This window comes from Microcoleus sp. S13_B4 (assembly GCF_036700885.1).
Lineage (GTDB): Bacteria > Cyanobacteriota > Cyanobacteriia > Cyanobacteriales > Microcoleaceae > Microcoleus.
Genome location: NZ_JAUBPU010000033.1, coordinates 32,068 through 52,754 on the forward strand (window position 1 = coordinate 32,068; position 20,687 = coordinate 52,754).

Annotated in this window: 14 protein-coding genes and 2 pseudogenes; 11 read left to right on the forward strand and 5 right to left on the reverse strand. The window is 46.2% G+C overall.

Annotation, left to right across the window (positions count from 1 at the left end; genetic code table 11):
• Positions 1-259 precede the first annotated feature (259 nt).
• Both QT994_RS17545 and QT994_RS17550 read left to right on the forward strand, forming a co-directional pair.
• Positions 260-1,771: a mannitol dehydrogenase family protein gene (locus QT994_RS17545; protein WP_333176516.1), complete on the forward strand. Its 1,512-nt coding sequence runs from the start codon at positions 260-262 to the stop codon at positions 1,769-1,771.
• On the forward strand, positions 1,746-2,492 hold the full coding sequence (locus QT994_RS17550) for an HAD family phosphatase (RefSeq protein ID WP_333176519.1): 747 nt from the start codon (positions 1,746-1,748) through the stop codon (positions 2,490-2,492). Before QT994_RS17545 ends, QT994_RS17550 begins: the two co-directional genes overlap by 26 nt.
• A 51-nt stretch (positions 2,493-2,543) precedes the next feature.
• On the opposite strand, the pseudogene QT994_RS27875 reads toward QT994_RS17550, so the two are convergent.
• The 3 genes and pseudogenes from QT994_RS27875 to QT994_RS17560 form a co-directional block, all read right to left on the reverse strand.
• A pseudogene (locus QT994_RS27875) lies at positions 2,544-2,651 on the reverse strand (DUF7219 family protein); the annotation flags it as partial.
• A 115-nt stretch (positions 2,652-2,766) separates the two neighbouring features.
• Positions 2,767-2,925: pseudogene (locus QT994_RS17555) on the reverse strand (IS5-like element ISHch3 family transposase); the annotation flags it as partial.
• A gap of 197 nt (positions 2,926-3,122) precedes the next feature.
• Positions 3,123-3,911, reverse strand: a complete 789-nt coding sequence (locus tag QT994_RS17560; RefSeq protein WP_333176521.1) for a hypothetical protein — start codon at positions 3,909-3,911, stop codon at positions 3,123-3,125.
• 304 nt (positions 3,912-4,215) lie between these two features.
• On the opposite strand from QT994_RS17560, the gene QT994_RS17565 reads away from it, so the two are divergent.
• The 5 genes from QT994_RS17565 to QT994_RS17585 all read left to right on the forward strand — a co-directional run bounded on the left by QT994_RS17565 (position 4,216) and on the right by QT994_RS17585 (position 14,436).
• Positions 4,216-4,389: a hypothetical protein gene (locus QT994_RS17565; protein WP_333050745.1), complete on the forward strand. Its 174-nt coding sequence runs from the start codon at positions 4,216-4,218 to the stop codon at positions 4,387-4,389.
• 5 nt (positions 4,390-4,394) lie between these two features.
• Positions 4,395-5,891: a mannitol dehydrogenase family protein gene (locus tag QT994_RS17570; protein WP_333176523.1), complete on the forward strand. Its 1,497-nt coding sequence runs from the start codon at positions 4,395-4,397 to the stop codon at positions 5,889-5,891.
• Between the two features lie 250 nt (positions 5,892-6,141).
• A complete protein-coding gene (locus QT994_RS17575; protein ID WP_333176525.1) occupies positions 6,142-11,271 on the forward strand; it encodes a PAS domain S-box protein in 5,130 nt (1,709 codons plus the stop codon).
• Positions 11,272-11,291: 20 nt separating this feature from the next.
• Positions 11,292-12,734, forward strand: coding sequence for a xylulokinase (gene xylB / locus QT994_RS17580; protein ID WP_333176527.1), 1,443 nt, complete (start codon positions 11,292-11,294; stop codon positions 12,732-12,734).
• Between the two features lie 121 nt (positions 12,735-12,855).
• Positions 12,856-14,436: a glycosyltransferase gene (locus QT994_RS17585; RefSeq protein ID WP_333176529.1), complete on the forward strand. Its 1,581-nt coding sequence runs from the start codon at positions 12,856-12,858 to the stop codon at positions 14,434-14,436.
• Positions 14,437-14,897: 461 nt separating this feature from the next.
• On the opposite strand, the gene QT994_RS17590 is transcribed toward QT994_RS17585, so the two are convergent.
• Together QT994_RS17590 and QT994_RS17595 are read right to left on the reverse strand one after the other, a co-directional pair.
• Positions 14,898-15,713 carry an FkbM family methyltransferase gene (locus QT994_RS17590; protein WP_333176532.1) on the reverse strand — a complete coding sequence of 272 codons (816 nt, stop codon included), beginning with the start codon at positions 15,711-15,713 and terminating at the stop codon, positions 14,898-14,900.
• 154 nt (positions 15,714-15,867) lie between these two features.
• Positions 15,868-16,374 (reverse strand): hypothetical protein, encoded by a 507-nt coding sequence (locus QT994_RS17595; RefSeq protein ID WP_333048859.1) that lies wholly within the window; start codon positions 16,372-16,374, stop codon positions 15,868-15,870.
• A gap of 137 nt (positions 16,375-16,511) precedes the next feature.
• Here QT994_RS17595 and QT994_RS17600 point away from each other — a divergent pair, with 137 nt between their 5' ends.
• The 4 genes from QT994_RS17600 (at position 16,512) to QT994_RS17615 (ending at position 20,578) form a co-directional block, all read left to right on the forward strand.
• Positions 16,512-16,754 (forward strand): hypothetical protein, encoded by a 243-nt coding sequence (locus QT994_RS17600; protein WP_242720156.1) that lies wholly within the window; start codon positions 16,512-16,514, stop codon positions 16,752-16,754.
• Positions 16,755-17,067: 313 nt separating this feature from the next.
• Positions 17,068-18,150, forward strand: a complete 1,083-nt coding sequence (locus QT994_RS17605; RefSeq protein WP_333048908.1) for an ATP-dependent 6-phosphofructokinase — start codon at positions 17,068-17,070, stop codon at positions 18,148-18,150.
• Between the two features lie 273 nt (positions 18,151-18,423).
• The gene (locus tag QT994_RS17610) at positions 18,424-18,846 is read left to right on the forward strand and encodes a thioesterase family protein (protein ID WP_333048862.1); all 423 of its coding nucleotides are present in this window, start codon (positions 18,424-18,426) and stop codon (positions 18,844-18,846) included.
• Positions 18,847-19,129: 283 nt separating this feature from the next.
• The gene (locus QT994_RS17615) at positions 19,130-20,578 is read left to right on the forward strand and encodes a slr1306 family protein (protein WP_333176534.1); all 1,449 of its coding nucleotides are present in this window, start codon (positions 19,130-19,132) and stop codon (positions 20,576-20,578) included.
• Positions 20,579-20,687: the final 109 nt, after the last annotated feature.

A 20,687-nucleotide genomic window follows, 5' to 3' on the forward strand; every position in this document is an offset into this window, starting at 1 on the left:
GGGGTACTCTTGTGCCTGAATTGAGGTTAATGACTACTTGATATTTGATACTTAATTAATTAAGTTTAGCGGATTTCTTCTTTCTTTGTTCTACCTGTCAGACCCTAATTACCCTGTGGCTAAACCTTTCCTTGTAGATGCCACAGAATATGCCTAAAATTTTCCCACTTTAAGATATTTGTCCTGCTTGTAGGTCATGGGCTATACCCAGACTGACTTGCCCTTTTTTACCTGATTATCCACTTATCTAAGAACTCTAATGGTTAACTTACTCAGACCGCCCAGTGTTTCTTCAAGTCCTCGCCTCGGTACTGTAACTGGTTTGTGGAGGGAACAGTCTTCTTACGACAGAAGGACGCTTAATACTGGAATCGTCCATTTCGGGCCGGGTCGTTTTTTTCGGGGCCACCTCGCCTACATCATACATAACTATCTTGCACAGAAGGGGTCTCAAGAGCAGAGATGGGGGATTTGTGGGGTTAGCCTCAAGAGTCAACACACCATTACTAGGTTGAAACCGCAGAGATTCCTTTACAGTTTGACCAAACACTCTAGTTGCGCTCAAAATCGTGAGGAAGCGGAAGTTATCGGTTCTATAAGGGAAATAGTTAATGGTAGAGACAAGTGCGAGTATGTGCTTGAAAAGATGGCGTCTCCTTCTGTGCATCTGGTGACTCTTACTATTACTCAAGGAGGCTACCATCTAGACAAGAGTTTTAATCTCGACATAACGAATGAAGACATCGCGCACGATTTGCAAAATCCTTCCACTCCAACAACTGCAATAGGCTTTATAGTAGAGGCGCTACGCCGACGACGCGATCGCAACATGACCCCCTTCACCACCCTTTCTTGCGACAACCTGCCAAGAAACGGGGAGATCCTGCGAAAAGCAGTGCTAGCTTACGCTGACTCGATCGATCCTCAACTTGCAGAATACATCAGGGATAACGCCACATTTCCTAATACGGTTGTAGACAGGATTGTGCCTCAAGAGCAAGCATCCGACTATAACTACCCCAGCCGACTGTTGCAAGTTCGCGATCGCGCACCCATTGTAACGGAGCCATTTTGGCAGTTTGTCGTAGAAGACAACTTCACAGGCGATCGCCCCAAGTGGGAAGATACGGGGGTGATTATGACTAGCGACATCACTCCCTTCCTGTATATGAAGTCGAGATTCTTGAATGCAGTACACTCCTTCATAGCCTGTTTAGCTATAAGAGCAGGTATAGAGTATATGCACGAGGCGATCGCCCTACCGGAATTCCACTTGTTTACTCGGCATCTCATGGACGATATCGCAGCAGCAACACCAGTGCCTCGCGAGATGTGTAAACAATATATGGAGCAGGTGTTACTAAGGCTGAGTAACGAGGATCTTCCCGATACTACTGAGAGAATCTCTTCAGAAACAGCGAGGAAAGTAGGCAAGTATATATTTCCGATACTTCAGGATGCTTATAGCCGAAAAGTCAGCATGAAGCGGATTATACTTCCCGTTGCGGCCTGGCTTCTTGCAATCAGAGAGGAGGCGAGCGAGTCTGGTCAGCCCTATCATGCCAAGGATACCCAAAGTGCAATTACAGCGATTCAAGAAGGCGCGGTAATTAGTGGGATTCTGGGATTGGAGAATTGCGAACAGACAAAGGTGATAGATAATGAATGCCACCAAGCTTTGCGAGATCTCCAGACCCACGGACTATTGACTACGCTTAAGAATTACAGTGAGGGAGGTCTTTTAAATGAAACCGTTTCATCAGCATCCTAAGATAGTGCTTTTCGATCATGACGGAACTGTCGTTGATAGTGAAACCATAGCACTTAAGAGCGCGTGGAGGCTGACCAATGAAGTGGCTCGTGAGTTTCCCGGCGCTCAACACTATGAGCTTGAGGACTTTGTTAAAAGCTTCGCCGGGAAACCTTACAGGGAAATACTCAAACAGCTCTACCCAGACTCATTAACCAGTCTTAATGAGCGGGATATTGACAGGCTAGTGGCTGAAGAAGAAAAGAGAGCGATCGAACGGCTTAGTGTAGAGGCAAAAGCCACTGAAGGAACGCCCCAAGTGCTGTCTTACCTGCGCGACGACGGAATTGAATATGCACTGGTAAGTAACAGCAGCTTCCAGCGGCTGAATGCTTGCCTTTGTGCTGCTGCCCTGACCGACTATTTCCCAAGCGAGCACGTATTTAGCGCTCACGACTCTCTCCCCGTTCCGCGTCCCAAGCCGCTTCCTGACATCTACTTATATGCAGTGAAGTGTCTGGACGCAGAAGTTTCCGATTGCGTGGCCATTGAAGATTCTATCAGTGGGGTAAAAGCTGCCGTTGCCGCTGGAATTGGGCAGATTATCGGTTATGTAGGGGGAACTCATATAAGCGAGGATGAACGAAGCAGCCGTGCAGATGCTCTTGAGTCGGCTGGTGCCCACCAAGTTATCGAGCGGATGGAGGATCTTATCGGTCTATTATCAGCAACCCCAGTCTAAATAAACAGGGCATGAGGCACTGAAATCTGATCGTTTTCCAACCCTCCGCACCTACAACTTCTTGAAGTACCGGGCGATTGGTAAATCAACCTGGTGCGATCGCTGTAAGGTTTTCCACAATGCCTCAATCTGTTCATAGGCAGTTTGCGGTGACAATTTAACTCCTGTTTCTCACCCGACGATAAAGCTGACTCGTTGAGAAAATTCCTGGAGATTAGCATTAAGAAACTCTCTCAAAATGGAAGGACAAATTTGAGAAGCATCGAATGATCAATTAATTGGCAATGGATAAACGCCAGCAACGACGATACCAAAGCAACGCGCAAGCCAACTTAATCATACCGAGATAGTTACAAGCTTTCTTGTCATAGCGCACTCAGATAGCTTTACACTTCGAGAGCCAACCCAGAGTGCGCTTTACAAGCCAACGCCTTGCAGGATAACGGTGCCCATCACCCGCCGCGACCATCTTTGATACTTGCAGATAACCTCTCGGCGGTCGGTGTGCATGGGTGTTGTTAGGTCGCTAAAGCCTTGAGATAACAGAACTGGTTAGGTCTGTTAGTAAAAGATGTTGGGTTGACGTAAAGAAACCTAACCTAAAAGAGCGATTACTGGTGTTATGTGCGGTCACTGCTTATATTCATTGATGTCGGTATCCGTAACATAAATCACCACTGGACTTGTATCTTTCCCGTCGGTTGTTACGATCGCATCTCTGCACCCTATTGTTTCTTTGATCTTGGCATCGGCATCAGCCAGGGTTGCGCTCTCGGACAGGAAGATTACTATAGGCTGAGCTTTTTCTCCCTGTTCATGTCGCCAGTCAAGGTAGTTCTTTAGTGTTGGCGGTGGCGAGACTGGATCACCCCCTTGATCCCTCTGCGGATTTGAACCTTCAGGCTGAGACTGCACTAAAAACGCTGATGCATTGAGCCTGTAGACCATGTTGACATATTTTTTGTCGGCGTCAACCACAATGACTCTATATCGATTTCTAGACTCTAGCTCGTTAACAACATCTTGCAATGGCTTGTTCATATCATCCTGACTGAAGACAAGATCGTTTGCGAGAGCCTTCAAGGGGATCTTTGCCAACGTGTTGTCTGGCAGCGGGGGTGCCGAAACAAGGCCACTGTTAGCTTGCTGCAATACAGCAGCAGTAGTCCGATCCGTGGCCCTTGAAGCAGCCTCAAAAGCATTGCGCGAAAAATAAAATGCCAGAATAGTGCCTACCCAAGTTCCGTACAGAGGGAGGGTTGAATCCATTACTCGTCCTGAAACAACCCCTCTTTTTTCACCATTTTCCGCAGTGACAATTACCACGACTGATATACTGAAGACAGCTATTATCGAAGCGAGAAGAACCCCCAAGGCAATCCTCTCCCTATTTCGGGAGTCAGATTGCTCTTTCAACATAATCCCCTCTCGAGTGGTTTGGCTTGGGGGCTGGCTCTGGGAAGTTAGATCAGGGGACAGAGGAGCAGGTGTTGCCGTGGCTGGAGGAAGGGGAGAAGTATTAGCCATGAATATCTAGTATTTAACCGATATGTTGATATTGAATTAAAACTCAAAGCAGAAATCGCTCGCCTAACTATATAATTGACTGAAACTTTCCGCTTAAGATCCCATAGTGGGTAGATAGGCAGAATGATTCGGCATAACACCCCAAGTTTACTACTTAAGCAGATTCTTTCTGCAGAATACGCGGCTTAAGCTGAATATGCGGAATCTTTCCGCATATTTTCAGATTCCTTACGGAGTCGTGCAAACAGACGGAGATAATTCCAGCCAGTTGCGCGATATTGTTCCTATTCACATTAGCGGCGATATGAGCCATCTGTTTGACTTACAGGGTGAAGCAGTTTTAAAAAGCCGTCGTCACCACCTAGTATAAATAAAATGAACAGCAATACCAGTACAAGCTCAACAATCAAGCTGAATCAACAATCCCTATCTCGTTTACCAGGAAACGTGCGCGTACCCAAGTACGATCGCCATCAAATTACTAATGGAATTGTGCATATTGGGGTTGGTGGATTTCATCGATCGCACCAAGCGCTCTATCTTGATGATTATTTCCATCAGAATCCTGGTAGTGATTGGGGAATTTGTGGTGTTGGATTGATTGACAATGACTATGACAGGCGAATGCGGGATGCGCTGCTGTCCCAAGATTGTTTGTATACCTTAGTTGAGCGATCGCTAGAAGGAGATCGCGCTAGAGTCATCGGTTCAATCACTCAATACCTTTTTGCACCAGACAATCGTCAAGCAGTTATTGAAGCATTAGCAGATCCCAAATGCCGAATCGTTACTCTAACGATCACTGAAAGCGGCTACTACTACATTGAAGGAAGTGGCAATTTCGATGTAAACCACCCGACGATGCAGCACGATTTGCAACATCCTGACCAACCACTTGGGACATACGGTTTTTTGACAGCGGCACTCGAAAAACGCCGTAAACAGGGGTTGGCACCCTTTACAGTCTTGTCCTGCGACAATATCCAGGGCAACGGCAACATGGTGCGGAAAATGCTAACGACATTTGCCCAAATGCGCGATCCAGATTTAGGAAGTTGGATTGCTGAACACGTTGCCTTTCCCAACTGCATGGTCGATCGCATTACTCCGCTGACAACCCCAGCAGATATCCAAATGGTGGCCCAACAGTTTGGTATTGAGGATGCGTTTCCATGCGTCGCGGAGCCTTTCACCCAGTGGGTAATCGAAGATACCTTTTGTGCAGGCAGACCCGATTGGGAATCCCTTGGCGTACAGATGACTAAGGATGTTCATCCCTATGAAATGATGAAAATTCGCCTGCTCAATGCCAGCCATATGCTGATTGGCTATCTCGGCTCTCTGGCAGGTTATAACTACGTTTATGAAGTCATGGCCGATCCCTTATTTGTGCAAGCAGTCGCTAACCTGATGGATGAGGTGACACCAACACTCCAACCCGTTCCTGGGATTGATTTAGACGATTATAAAAAAACTTTAATTGAACGGTTTTCCAATCCCAAAATTCGCGATCAGCTTCCGCGCCTGTGCCTGAATGGATCGGCCAAAATTCCTAAGTTTGTTTTGGGATCGATCCGCGATAAATTACAACTTGAAGGTGCGATCGATTACCTAAGTTTAACGATTGCTGCTTGGTGTCGATACATCAATAGTCATGATAAACAAGGGCAACCTATTCCCATTGATGACCCATTAGCAGACATCCTCACTCAACGCGCCAGTTTGAGTGAATTAGATCCCAGACCATTACTGGGCCTATCTGAAATTTTTGGAGATTTAGTAGAGTCGCCACGTTTCGTCGAGGCTGTTGGTGACCAGTTGCGTAGTTTGCATGAGTTCGGTGCTAAAGGAACGCTAGCCCGATTCTCGTAAACACCATCCGCATCGGTGAGGAAACTTATTTGACACTGCCACGGCTGCACTACGTTAAAGCCGTGGGGTTCTCCCGTCTAGCCCAGCTCTATGTCTACGAGTGCAAAGGGAAATTCAGCAGCCAGTACAGCGCAATATTTATTGAGTTCATTCTTTCCTCTCACCAAAGCATCTATCTTAAGGCGGATTCTTCTCAGCGAGTAACTCAGGTTCAATGGAGAAGACCGTGTATGTATACGGATGAATTTTCATGAAGCGCGACGCCACAGGCAAGTTTCTTAGCAATTGGAACTCGGAGATGAAACAACGAGTGAGCGTATCTCTGACTAATACAGCATGGCGATCGCTCGATAAAGAGGCTCACAGGCGAGGAATTTCTCGCTCTGAAGTCATTGAACGCTTTGCCCGCACTCTTGAAGGCGAACAGTTGTTCTGTGCCCAAGAAACTGAGGTCAAGGTAGCAACGATTCTTGAAAGCATTACGGATGCTTTTGTCGCCTTCGATCGCGACTGGCGCTACACCTACGTGAATCGGGCGGCGGCTAAACTCCTGCACAAAACGCCAGAAGAGCTACTGGGAAAACACGTTTGGAATGAGGTTTTTCCTGAGTTAGTCGGTGGAGTTGCCTATCAGCAACTACATCGGGCAGTGGCACAACAGGTTCCTGTTTCCTGGGAAGAATTTGGGGAACCTATCGAGTGTTGGTTAGAGGCGAATGCCTATCCCTCAACCGCAGGGGTAGCCGTTTATTTTCGAGATGTGAGCGATCGCAAACGCTTGGAATCAGAACTGCGGCAGCGAGAGCAACAGTTCAAAATGGTGGCGGAAAATGCCCCAGACATTATTAGCCGAGTTGATGCAGAATTTCGCCATATTTATGTCAGCCCTTCTGTAGAACTGGCAACAGGTATTCCATCAGAGCAATTTGTTGGCAAGACCAATGTTGAGCTAGGAATGCCAGAAGACCTCTATCGTGTTTGGCATGATAGTTTTCGGCAAGCCTTTGGAACCGGGCAGGAACAGACGATTGAATTTAAGTTTCCGACTCAAAATGGTATTCGATGGTATCAGGCGCGTATTGTCCCCGAATTTGCCAGTGATGATTCTGTTGCATCATTACTGAGTATTGCTCGTGATGTAACGGATTACAAACAAATTGAACAGGCCTTACGAGAGAGCGAAGAACGCCTGCGATTGGCATTAACGGCGACTCAGATGGTTGTCTGGGATATGGATTTGCCGACCAATCAGGTCCTGTGTTCTGCTAATGCTCTAGAAGTTTGGGGTCTTCAAGAAGGCACGGGAGAAGACTTTTTTGCGCTCATTCATGCAGACGATCGACAACGGGTGATCCAAGCGGCTCAAGGAGCAATTGCGGGAGAACAGTCATACCTGCAGGAGTATCGGGTAATTAGTCCGGACGGAGTTGTGCGTTGGATCAACAGTCAGGGACGAGTTTATCTGGATGAAAGCAGACGGGGAGTTCGTATGATTGGCGTTTCGGTTGACATCACGGAACGCAAACAGATCGAAGCAGAGCGCGATCGCCTTTTAAAACTAGAACAATCTGCCCGACTCGAAGCAGAAACCGAACGCCAGCGGTTGCATGACATCCTGATGCAATTGCCTGCCATGATTGGCATTGTTAAAGGTGCCGATCTTGTGTATGAATTTGCCAATCCCACCTACCTGCAAGAGACTGGGCGCACTCCAGACATTATCGGGAAATCTATACGGGACGTTTTCCCGGAGATAGAGGGACAAATTTACTTTGAAGGGCTTGATCGTGTTTACCGGACGGGAGAAACGTTCATTGTGAATGAATCGCCTACTTACTGGCATCGAAACGGCGATGGAGTGTTGGAAGAAGCATTTTTCAACTGCATCTTTGCGCCTTGGCGGGATGCTGAGGGAACCATTCAGGGTGTGTTGATTTATAACATTGAAGTGACAGCCCAGGTGCGGGCAAGGCAACAAATTGAACAACTGCTCGAAGAGCTTCAGCAGAAAGAAGAAATTCAGCAATTCCTAATCGAATTGAATGATGCGATTCGTGCCATTCAAGACCCAAAAGAAATTATGTGGCAGGTGGTTTGTGCCACAGGACAACACTTTAGTGTCACTCGCTGTACCTACGGTGAAATTGATCCAACGCAGGAATATGTCATTGTCGATCGCGACTATTGCAATGGTGTAGTCAGCGTGGTGGGTAGACATCACCTGGATTCGTTTGGCCCTACACTCATTGCGGAATTAAAGCAAGGCAGAACAATCGTCGTGGATGATGTCGATCGCGATCCTCGAACTATCGGAGTTGGGGCGGCTGGCTTTGATGCCATCCAAACCAAGTCTCTGCTATGTGTTCCATTGGTGAAAGAGGGGAAATTTGTCGCATTGTTGGTGTTGCACCATGTCTCGGTTCGCCAATGGACGGAGGAAGATGTGGCGGTGATGGAACGAATTGCTCAAAAAACCTGGCTAGCCGTGGAGCGATCGCGGGCGCAAGAGGAATTGCGCGAAAGTGAAGCTCATCTGCAACTCGCGCTGAAGGTCGGACGCATGGGAACGTGGGATTGGGATATGCAGACCGATGCCTTGCTTTGGTCAGAAGGACACTTCATGGTACTCGGTCTTCAACCGAATGAGTGCGAACCCAACTATGAGGTTTGGGCAAGTCATGTTCATCCCGATAACCTAGCAGAAGCTGAGGCGAAATTTCAGCAGGCCATAGCTGACAAGAAAGAGTATCAGCATGAATATCGCCTGCGTTGGTCAGATGGCTCGATTCACTGGGTGGAAGGGAGAGGACAGTTTACTTATGATGCTCAGGGACATCCCAAGCACTCGATCGGCGTTGTCATTGATATCACAGAACGCAAGCAAGCAGAAGAGGCATTGCGTCAAACCCTACAAAAGCTCAACTTCCATGTTGAAAACTCTCCAATGGCAGTGGTTGAATGGAATCGAGACTTTCAAATCATTCGGTGGTCTGCAGGTGCAGAGCGGATTTTGGGCTGGAAAGCCGAAGAAATTCTAGGCAAATCTTTAACAGAGATACCTTTTGTCTTGGAGGAAGACCTGGAAGCGGTTGCTGAAACCTGCCAACGGCTGGTCAATGGTGAAGAACCGCATATTTTTTCATACAACCGCAATTACACCAAAGATCGCAACATTGTGCATTGCGAGTGGTATAACTCCAGTCTCAGGGACGAATCGGGACGGATGATTTCGGTGTTATCGCTGGTGCTGGATGTGACGGAGCGCAAGTATGCAGAACAAGAACGAGAACAACTGTTAGAACGCGAGCGCATTGCAAGATCTGAAGCGGAAGCCGCACAGCGCCAACTGGAAACCATCTTTGAAACCTCACCCATTGGGCTTGCTCTGTTAGATGAAAAGCAGCGATTTATTGCCATCAACGAAGCATTAGCAGAAATTAATGGATTAACCCGCGACCAACACTTAGGCTATTCAATTCCAGAACTTTTTGGTCAGTTCGATCCCGAATTAGTCGAAGTCTTTGATCAGATTTACACAACAGGGAATCCTTTCATTTCACCGAACTTTGCGGTGAATGTTCCCGGCCGCAGCGATCGCCGTCCCGGTTACTACAATGTTTACTATCTCCCAGCACTTAACTCAAATAGCCAGGTAGAAGGCGTTTTAGTCTATGTGGTAGATGTGACGGAACAGGTGCATTTAGAACGTGCCCAACGCTTTCTCTCTGAAGCAAGTGCAGTGCTTGCATCCTCACTCGATTATCAAACGACTCTAGAGCGAGTCGCGCAGCTTACAGTACCGGAATTAGCCGACTGGTGTACGGTTCACATCGTTGAGGAAGATGGTTCGATCGAGCAGATTGCAGTGGCTCACATTGACCCTGCCAAACTGAAATGGGCCTATCAGATTAGAGACAATTATCCTCTGAACCCGGATGGCGCTCGCGGTGCTGCATTTACGCTGCGAACTGGACAATCCGATTTGCTGCCGGAGATTCCCGATGAACTGCTGGTACAGGCAGCGCGTGATTCAGAGCATTTAGAGATTCTGCAGCAGGTTGGATTCAGATCTGTAATGACGGTGCCACTACGAACTCAGGCACGAATTCTAGGGGTCATCTCCTTTGTTTCAGCCGAATCTGAACGACAGTACACCTCGGCAGATTTGCAACTGGCAGAGGAATTGGCTCGTCGTGCTTCTTTGGCGATCGACAATGCTCAGTTATACCGGATTGCTCAACGCGATCGCGCAAAAGCAGAAGCAGCTAACCGGATTAAAGACGAATTTTTAGCAGTATTGTCCCACGAGTTGCGATCGCCTCTCAATCCAATTCTGGGCTGGACAAAATTGCTACGAACTGGGCGACTAGATACCACAAAAACCCAGCAAGCCCTGGAAACGATCGAACGCAATGCCAAGCTGCAAGCTCAATTAATTGAGGACTTGTTGGATGTCTCGCGCATTCTGCAAGGAAAAATGACGTTAAACGTCGCTCCTGTGAATCTAGCGGCAATGATTGAGGCTGCACGGGAAACGGTACAACTGGCAGCCGAAGCCAAACAAATTCAAATCCAGACCACATTTAATCGTATTTCAGGAACGGTTTCAGGTGATACAAATCGCCTTCAACAGGTAGTCTGGAACCTCCTTTCTAATGCTGTGAAATTCACCCCAACTGGAGGGAGAATTGAGGTGCAATTAGAGCAAGTTGGTATGTATGCTCACCTTCAAGTCAAAGATACCGGAAAAGGCATTAGCCCAGAGTTCTTACCCTATGTGTTTGAATACTTCCGTCAAGAAGATGGCACAATAACCCGACAATTCGGCGGATTGGGATTGGGACTAGCGATCGTCCGTCATTTTACCGAACTGCATGGAGGAACCGTTCAAGCAGACAGCTTAGGACAAAACTTAGGGGCTACATTTACCATCCGGCTACCGTTAAACATTGTGGAGCCAGAACCCTCTTCTGAGGACAGACACCCAGATAGTGCGGCAGACTTAACAGGTATTCATGTCTTGGTTGTAGACGACGATGCAGATATGCGGGAGTTGGCAGCATTCACCCTAATGCAATCTGGCGCACAAGTTACGACAGCCGATTCGGCTGCACAGGCGTTAACCCACCTGAATCAATCTGTCCCCGATCTACTGTTATGTGACATTGGGATGCCAGAGATGGATGGTTATGCGCTGAGTGGGCAAATTAGAAAGTGGTCACCTCAACAGGGAGGTATGATTCCTGCGATCGCACTTACTGCCTATGCTGGAGAAATCAATCAGCAGCAAGCCTTAGCTGCCGGATTTCAGATCCATATCTCCAAGCCTGTTGAACCTGATGAATTGGTAAAAGCGATCGCCCGTTTGCTAAGACACTGAATGATTTGAGGATTAGCCTAATGCTGCTTGGTATAGATTTAGGAACAGGCTCTGCTAAGGCATTGCTCCTAGCGACAGACGGAATCACTATAGGTGAAGCATCAACCTCCTATCCTGTTCATGCACCCCAACCTGGATGGGCTGAGTCGGAGCCAGGGGATTGGTGGTTAGCTGTTGCCTCGGCTGTGAGGAAGGCAGTGGGAAATCACGCTGATCAGGTACAGGCGATCGCACTTTCAGGGCAAATGCACGGCGTTGTCCTAGCTTCGGAGTCGGGTCAGCCTCTGCGCCCTGCTATCCTCTGGGCAGATACTCGCTCTAGTGCCACGCTTAACACTTATCATTCGCTCGATGCCAATATTCTAGAGCGATTGGGCAACCCGGTTACGGCTGGAATGGCTGGCCCCACTTTGTTGTGGCTACGAGAGCACGAAGCTACTGTCTACACCGAAGCGCGTTGGGCACTCCAGCCAAAAGATTGGCTACGTTTACAGATGACTGGAGAAGTTGCAACCGAACCATCTGATGCTAGTGGTACTTTGCTTTACGATGTTGTGTCGGACAACTGGGCTGGGGATGCAATCTGGGCGCTGAATCTACGTTGTGATTGGTTACCAAAAATTATTCCCTCTAGTGCGATCGCCGGCTATCTAACAACTGTTGCTTCAGAGCATCTTGGCTTAAGAGTTGGCTTACCCGTTATCGCTGGTGCTGCGGATACCGCAGCGGCGGCACTTGGCAACGGACTACTAGAGCCTGGTTTGGTTCAACTAACCATTGGCACAGGCGCTCAAATCATTACACCTCGATCGCAACCAATTATCGATCGTCATGGTCGTACACATCTCTATCGATCCGCCATACCTAACCAGTGGTACACCCTTGCTGCAATGCAAAATGCGGGGCTAGCGCTTGAGTGGGTGCGAGGTATCCTCGGTTTGAGCTGGCAGGAAGTCTATACTAAAGCGTTTTCTGTTCCCCCAGGATGTGAAGGATTGACATTTTTGCCATACCTCACAGGTGAGCGAACTCCACACCTTGACCCCTATGTACGCGGCGCATGGGTGGGGCTGGGACTTCATCACACACAGGCGCACTTGATGCGGGCCGCTTTAGAGGGAGTTGCTTTTGCCTTACGACAAGGTTTTGAAGCACTTGAAGCAACAGGTTTTAAAGCGACAGAACTGCGTTTAGCAGGCGGTGGAACTGCAGAAATGCCTTGGAAACAATTACTGACCGATGTATTGAGAATACCCCTCTATGCAACTACAGTTGCTGCGGCTTCTGGACGTGGTGCTGCTCTACTAGCGGGTATCGGAATTGGCGTATACGCAGATGCTAATGACACCATCAAACTGGCAACCACACCAATGCTTGTTGCCACTCCCCAATCAGTTGATCCAATCCTAGAAGAGGCTTGGTTTCGATATCAATCCCTTTATCCACGACTTAAAAAAATGTGATAGGAGTTATGCCTAAAGGAGGAGGTACTAGAACCTATTCACAAATTACTCTTAAGCTAAGACTGTTTAACATCAGTCAAATAAAATAACTGAGTTTACTACAAAAAAAGGTAGATATTACATGAACATATTAGCTGGAATTAAGCTCCCAAAATCCGCCGAAAGCGCGGATGTATATATACGGTGTAATGAATCTGCATCTATAAACTACCAGGAAGATGACAAAAAAGTTGTTTTATCTCAGGGTGGTGTTGTCTCCTCAAATTCTTACTTTAATTCGTTTTACGAGAGATTTTATACTCAATATACAACTCTTAGCTCTATCTACTATTTGCTGAAACTTGAAGGCGACTTTAAAGTTTCTGTTTACCGAGAATTTGATGGACAAAAAAACAAAGAAATAATTTCTGAAGAGAACTTTGAGAAATGTCAATTCTCTGAGCCTGTAAAAATCTCACCAATAAATCTCCTTCAAGGCAAAAAAGCGGGCAGAATATATTTTGAAATAACTTGTTCTAGTGAACAGGGTGAATTTAAAGGGGCATGGATAGCAACCGATCAAAGTAAAACTAGAGAAGCATCCTTAGGGATTGTAATTTGCACCTTTAAAAAAGAGGACTTCATTCAAAATACATTAACTGCAATTTTTCAAGATGAATTACTAGAAACCAAGGACTTTAAAGTATTCGTTGTTGACAATGGTAGAACTTTAGATGAAGCTGATTTCACAAAGCCAAAACTGAGCCTAGTTCCTAATATAAATGCTGGTGGAAGCGGGGGCTTTACCAGAGGGTTGGTCGAAGCTTTAGAGGAAAAAAAATATTCTCATTTTTTGCTTATGGATGATGATATAGAGTTAGAAAGTGAATGTATTTATAAATTATTTCCTTTGTATGAATACGCCAATTCTGATTTTGCTGTAGCGGGTGGACTGCTAAATTTACAAAAAAAGCATATGTTGTATGAAGCCGGAGCATCGTACAACGCCTATTCTAAAACAAGAGGATTTGGCCCTGGGGCATTAATTGCTTTAAATTATAATATCGATTTACGAGATTCTAATTCTCTCAACAGGTTGCTCAAGGACGAAGATGTAGACTATGGCGGATTTTGGTTTTTCTCTTTTTCTAAGGAACTTGTTGAACAAACTAAATTACCGCTGCCTTTATTTATCAAAATAGATGATGTAGAGTTTGGTTTAAGAATAAAAGAGTTGGGCAATAACATTGTAGCTTTTCCATCAATGGCGGTGTGGCATCAACCAGCGGCGGCCAAGAATGTTAATTGGGAAAATTATTATTATATCCGCAATGATTTAATAGCTTATTCCATCCATTATTCTCCAGAATATATGGATGCAGTTGAGCATTTGACAAAAGTAATACTTCAGGCTTTAGCAAAATTTGATTATAATCATGTAGAGATGGTTGTAAAAGCTTTTGAAGACTATCTAAAAGGCCCAGATTTTATCAAAAACACTGATCCAGAAAGCTTTCACATGAGCATTGTAAAGCTTAGTAAAAGCTATAATAACGAAAATGAGGTAGATAAAGTAGCTGGTACTAACCTTTTGACTAGGTGGTTTAAAGTTGCTGCTGAAGGTAGTAATGAATGGTCATCCGTAAGGGAAAAATGGAAAAGTGCTGCCCAGGAGATAACATCTACTATATTTTGGCAGCAATACCTTGGGCTAAAGAAATAGAATTGACCGCCTCAACTGGTTGATGGTTGACAGGTTAGGCCGCCAGCAACTCAACCATTCACAACAACAGCGCCTTGGGATTAATTGCGGTAGTTGACACTCCCCCGTCACAGCGTAGCTTGACGGGGAATTCTTCCTTCACAGCTTGATGCCAAGTAAAAGCAGTGCCTTTACTTGGTCTTACTCTAGCTGCCGAAGCTACGGAGGTATGCCCTGCGTCTCAAATTCGTCAACCTTGATATCTAATGTTTTTAGCTGCATGGATGTTTCTATCATGGTGAGGGCCGCATTAGGGCATTCCCACTTTCTGATATCCAATGCAAAGCCAATTTACAGCAGATTGCAAGCTTATAGACTGGCAATAGCAGCATTGAGAAAACCAGTTTTTTAGATGTTGAGGATTAATTAAATAAGCGTGCGAAGTGCGACCCGGATTTAGTATCAGATGGAAGCAACTTGAGTTAAATGATGACATATTCCTCGCCCACAACAGCTTGATTGACCTGTGGTTCCGGCTCTACTGGGTCGCTGTAATGAGTGTCAATGTATTTCATTAAATTTTCCCGATAAGCTTTGAGATGCGAGTTAAGTGCTTCGATATCCTGCTCTCCTGTCGCGAAACCCCTCTCTCTTCTGAAGTGACCCGATTCCTTAACAAAAGCCATATCAACTTGCCACAAAGCTTGATCAGTGGGGCGATATGACAAATCAACAATATCGTAAGCTGCAAATCCTTGGGACTTCATAAAGCTCATTACATCATACATCTGACCGAACAAAGTAACTTCTACAATTACATATTCAGTCTGCTGCAAAATCTCAGTTGCTCCCGCTAAAACATCTACTTCCTGTCCGTCTACATCAACTTTAATTAAATACGGGCCTGGCAAATTCCTTTCCCTACATATTCCATCCAGGGTAATTGCTGGTATGTTTCTCAAATAAGGATTGCTGCTGTCAGTAACGCGATTTTCAGAAATTGCAGAATGCAACATAGAGGGACTGACGTTAAGCGTGAAAACTCCCGCTTCTTTGCTCGCCGCAGCGATAATGTATTCTGCACTTTTGAGCTTGCGGCAAATCTTGGCGAGATAAGGTTCATTTTCGGCGATGGGCTCAATTAGCAAATGTCGCGAATTGGGGAAAGTCTCGTAAAGGTTAAAAGTTCCCAAGGCAGCACCGACATCAATCACAGTCTTTGGTTCAAAACCTAACTGTTTAGCCAGCAGCAAGCTGCCTGACATCGAGTTTCTGAGAATTCCTGTTTGTTGGCTCACAATTTTTTCCTGATTTCAATGTGGATAAAATTAATATTATATCCGGCAGCAAAGTTATTGTATGTCCGAATAAAGAAACGAAGCAATCGCAAACCTAGGCGATTGCTTCCCTTCAGATCGCAATGACAGAAATAGGTTTTAACGCAACCTCCTACTATTTCGCGGATTTCTGCGCCTTGTTTTCCGGTTCGACAGATTGCAAAGCTTCGTCGAGAATTGCCCGCGCTTCTTCGGCTTTACTTCTAGCTTCTCGATAGCGGACATTAGCTTGAGCGAAGTTTTTGAGAACCTTGAAACCATCTTTCAAACGACCGATTTCCTCGGCAGTCACAGCCTCATCTGTAAACAAAATGTCGATCGCCGCCCGGATTTTGAGTGCTTCTTCGCGGGATTCCATGACTTTCAATTTGAGACTTGCCAAATTGCTCAAAATTTGGACGGCTTCAGTAATCGCATCCTCGCCGTCAGACGCAGCATCTTCGATATCCTTAACTTCAACAAACTGCTTGGGCCCAAATCCCTCCACGAGTTCCGTAGGCAGCTTGCCCTCATCCATGAGATCCATCAGCCGATCCATCGCTTCTTCACGGGCTTTGGCTGAATCTTTCCCTTTGACAGTTAAAATAATTTCGGGGCTTTGAGGAAGTGTATAGCGAACCATATTTTGACAGCCTGTGCGCGAAAACAATTGAATGATATTTTATCTTTATTCGATCGCCAGTTGCAGCTATCAATCCGCTCGATTACCAACCGCTTGCCAAAAGTTGACACATATACACTCAAAAGGAACCCTCGACAATGAAAGATAAATTTCTTAACTTGCTTAACTTGCTTTTAGTAGCTGATGTGTTTTTCGTCTTTGCCATTTTTGGGTGGTTTGTGATCGCAGTAGCGGGTCGATCGACTGGCGTGAATCTCGGTTTTGATTTGTGGTACAGTCTCTGGCAGCCCGTATTTAATCCCGCCCTGGGAATTCTTATGGGCGGTGCTATTCTCAGCGGTATAATTAACCAAGTTTCTAAACGCCTCAATCCCAAGTAAAATTGATGTTTTGTTAGAGACGGTGATTGGCGATGCGACTGAGTTGGCGATCGAACTTGTAGGGTGCGTCAGAGATGAGCCACTCAATTAGGTCGATGAAGCTTGAAAATACATAAGTAGTCAAAAACGAGTGAAACGCTCGCCATAAGAGCGATCTCTTATGAAAGCAATCACAAAAGTTATGATAGCTTTACATTCTGTTACAGAGTAAAGTTTATTTCCGCCTACCTATTTACGTCGAAAATCAGGATTGAACGATCGCGATCTAAAAATATCAACTCATGTTCTGAAAAACAAAAGTCGGGCATTAATTATGGGAGAACAAAAATGTATCGGTATCCTCACTAGCGGGGGTGACTGTGCAGGCTTAAACGCAGTTATTCGAGCCGTTGTCTACCGCGCAACGGGAACTTACAATTGGAAAGTGATGGGGATTCGTCAAGCCACCAACGGATTGATGAGTCGTCCCCCTGAAGCAATTCCCTTGGATATTGAGAAAGTAGACTCGTGGCTCACCATTGGCGGTACGATGCTAGGCACGACAAATACGGGCAACCCTTTTGCTTTCCCGATGCCGGATGGGACTCTACGCGATCGTGCTGAGGACATTATCGAAGGCTATCATCAACTAGGTTTGGATGCTTTAATTGGCATTGGTGGCGACGGTAGTCTTGCCATTCTCAGGAAGATTGCTCAACAAGGTAATTTGAATTTAGTTGCTATTCCTAAAACTATTGATAATGATGTCGGAATTACCGAGCGTTCCATCGGTTTTGATACGGCTGTCAATATTGCCACTGAAGCACTCGATCGCTTGCATTTTACTGCGGCCAGTCACAGTCGCGTCATGATTGTTGAAGTCATGGGACGCGACGCTGGACATATTGCGATCAGTGCCGGAATTGCTGGGGGAGCTGATATAATTCTGATTCCCGAAATCCCTTACAAAATTTCCCAAATCTGTGCCCAAATCCAAGAACGCCAAGACCGGGGAAAAAACTACTGTTTAATTATAGTAGCGGAGGCAGTTCGCACTGAAGAAGGCGAGTTAGTAATGCACACAAATCGCTTAGGTCAAAGTCGATTAGGCGGAATTGGTCAGTATTTAGCTGATACAATTTCTGACTGCAGCGGTGCCGAAACTCGCGTCACTGTTTTAGGACATATTCAACGCGGAGGAACTCCTTCATCGCTAGAAAGGTTAATTGCTTCTGCTTTTGGCATCGCAGCAGTTGATTTAATTGCCGAAGAGAAATACGACTGCATGGTATCTTGGCAAAAGCGGGAAGTTGTGAGCGTTCCTCTGGAAGATGCGATCGCCAAATACAGACCTGTAGACTTCAATGGTACTCTAGTTAAAACGGCTCGCGGTTTAGGAATTTGTCTGGGAGACTAAACAATTACCCGTCCGATTTCTCAAAGGTTTAGTCCGGGACGCATTCAGAACCACGAAACTGGGTTAACCGAGACTGAGGGTTTTAAGCCAGTGTATTGTGGTTAAAAAACCAAGGTGCTCACCTGCTGTGCTTCCAGGACTAATATTAACCTGGAAGTAGTGGCGTTTCAACTATGATTAGTGTAACTTGCAATCAGTTCCGAGCGAGTATCGACCCAGAGTGCGATCGCACTCGGAACTACAAAATACCGCAACAAGTGGAAAGGTGAGAAATTGACACCATTTACTACACAAATTAGAGTGCGCCATTACGAAATGGACGCCCTCGGTCACGTCAATAATGCTGTGTACCAGCATTATTTAGAACACGCTGCGATCGAACATTTAGAACACTTGGGATTTACACTCGATCGCTACCGGGAATTGGGCGGCGTGTTTGTAATGCGGCGGATAGAGATTGACTATTTGCGATCGGCAGCCGCGGGCGATCGATTGGAGATATCAACTTGGATCGAACAACTGCGTGGCCCGCGCGCCGTCCGCCGCTACGAAATTCGCTTACTGGGAAGTGACGAAATATTGTTAAAAGCCGAGGCGCTTTGGGTTTGGGTTGAAGTTACCACCATGCGACCGCGAGCAATTCCCAAACAAATAATTGATATTTTTGAATCACAATCTCAAGCATTACCAACATAGAGAAAAAATCAACTATTATATTTGCAAAACCCTGTAAAAATCTATGGGTTTGTAGTGAGGAATTCTGTCCCCTATTCCCCGTTTGTAGTGAGCACTTCAGTCCTCTATTCCCCGTTTGTAGAAGTGGAAAAAGTTGATTGTCGCCGGGGCCGCAAATCCAGATCGCAAAAAGTCGGCTCGCCCGCCTGCCAATTTTGATGCCGCAGAGGTACGATGGAATATAGGGAGGGAGGCCAAGCCGGCGAATGTTAAGCTTGGCGACAATACCCACAGGAAGGGAAAAATGACACTTAACTTGCGGCGACCGATTTTAATAGGCGGAATAGGACTTTCAGCAGCGCTGTGGCTGTTAGAAACTCTACAGCATTCGGGTTCAGAAATGGGCGAAACGGCACTCATCGGCTTGGCGGCTGCCGGTGCGGGGTATTGGTGGTGGAAGCAACAATCCCCCAAACTCGAACTCGCACTCCCGCAACCCTTGGCGAACCGAGAAGCAGCCGAAAAAGCGATCGCGACTTCCGAAGCCGCCATTAAATTGTTGGCTTCAGAAGCTCAAAACTCCGCCGATCCTGCTAATCTAACAGCAAAGCTCGATCGGCTAAGAGCGGAATTAGACAGACAAGATTTGCGGATTACCGTCACTGGTGGCAAAGCTGTTGGCAAAACTGCCTTAATTCAAGTTTTAAATTCTAATTGGGCATCTCAACACCCACAAAAGCTGAGTTTTCCAGAAACAGCACCGCTATTTGCTAATACAAATACCGATGCCAAAATCGGCGGTGATTTAGTGCTGTTTGTGACAGCGGGCGACATCACAGATTCCGAATTTAAAACATTATCTCAGCTAGCTGCCGCAGGTCAGCGCGTGCTGCTAGTCTGGAACAAACTAGACCAATATTTACCAGAACAGCAGTCGCAGGTTTTGCACTCTTTGCAGCAGAAAATGCAAGGAATATTGGGAACCGATGATATAATTGCGATCGCAGCTTCTCCCAATTCTATTAAAGTGCGCCAGCACCAAGCGGACGGCACATTTAAAGAACGGATCGAAAATCAAGTCTCTCAACTCGATGCGCTGACGGAAAGATTGACTAAAATCTTAACGGAAGAACGGCAACAGTTGGTCTGGGCGAGTGCAGTGCGCGAGGCTGTAAGTATCAAGTTAGAGGCGAAAACCTTCTTAAATGCAGTCAGGCGCGATCGGGCAATTCCCATTATCGAACAATATCAGTACATCGCCGCCGCTACCGTGTTTGCTAATCCGGTTCCGGCTTTAGACTTGCTAGCAACAACCGCCATCAGCACCCAACTGATAATCGATCTCGGCGCTATCTACCAGCAAAAGTTTTCCTTAGACCAAGCTAAGACAGTAGCGGGTACTTTGGCTAATCAAATGTTCAAATTGGGATTAGTAGAACTGTCTACCCAAACTATTACTGGACTGCTGAAAAGCAATGCCGTCACCTATGTAGCAGGAGGCGCGGTGCAGGGAATTAGTGCAGCATATTTTACCAGAATAGCAGGACTGAGTTTAATTGAGTATTTCCAAAGTCAAGAATTGGAAAATGCTGCCAAAGGCATTTTCAATCTCGCCCAGTTGACTAAAACTTTGCAAGCAGTATTTACGCAAAATCAGCAAGTTTCCTTCTTGCAATCTTTCGTCAATCAAGTGGCGAGTCGCCTTTCATCTCAGGTATCTGGGCCCGAAACCGTTAAGTCGGTGGCCAATTAGAAGTAGTCCAGCATCTGATGCTAAATTCAATCGATAGCCCATGATATCCGTAGGGACACGGCACTGCCGTGTCCTAGCCCCAGCCCATTAAGAAACCCTTAATTCAGCG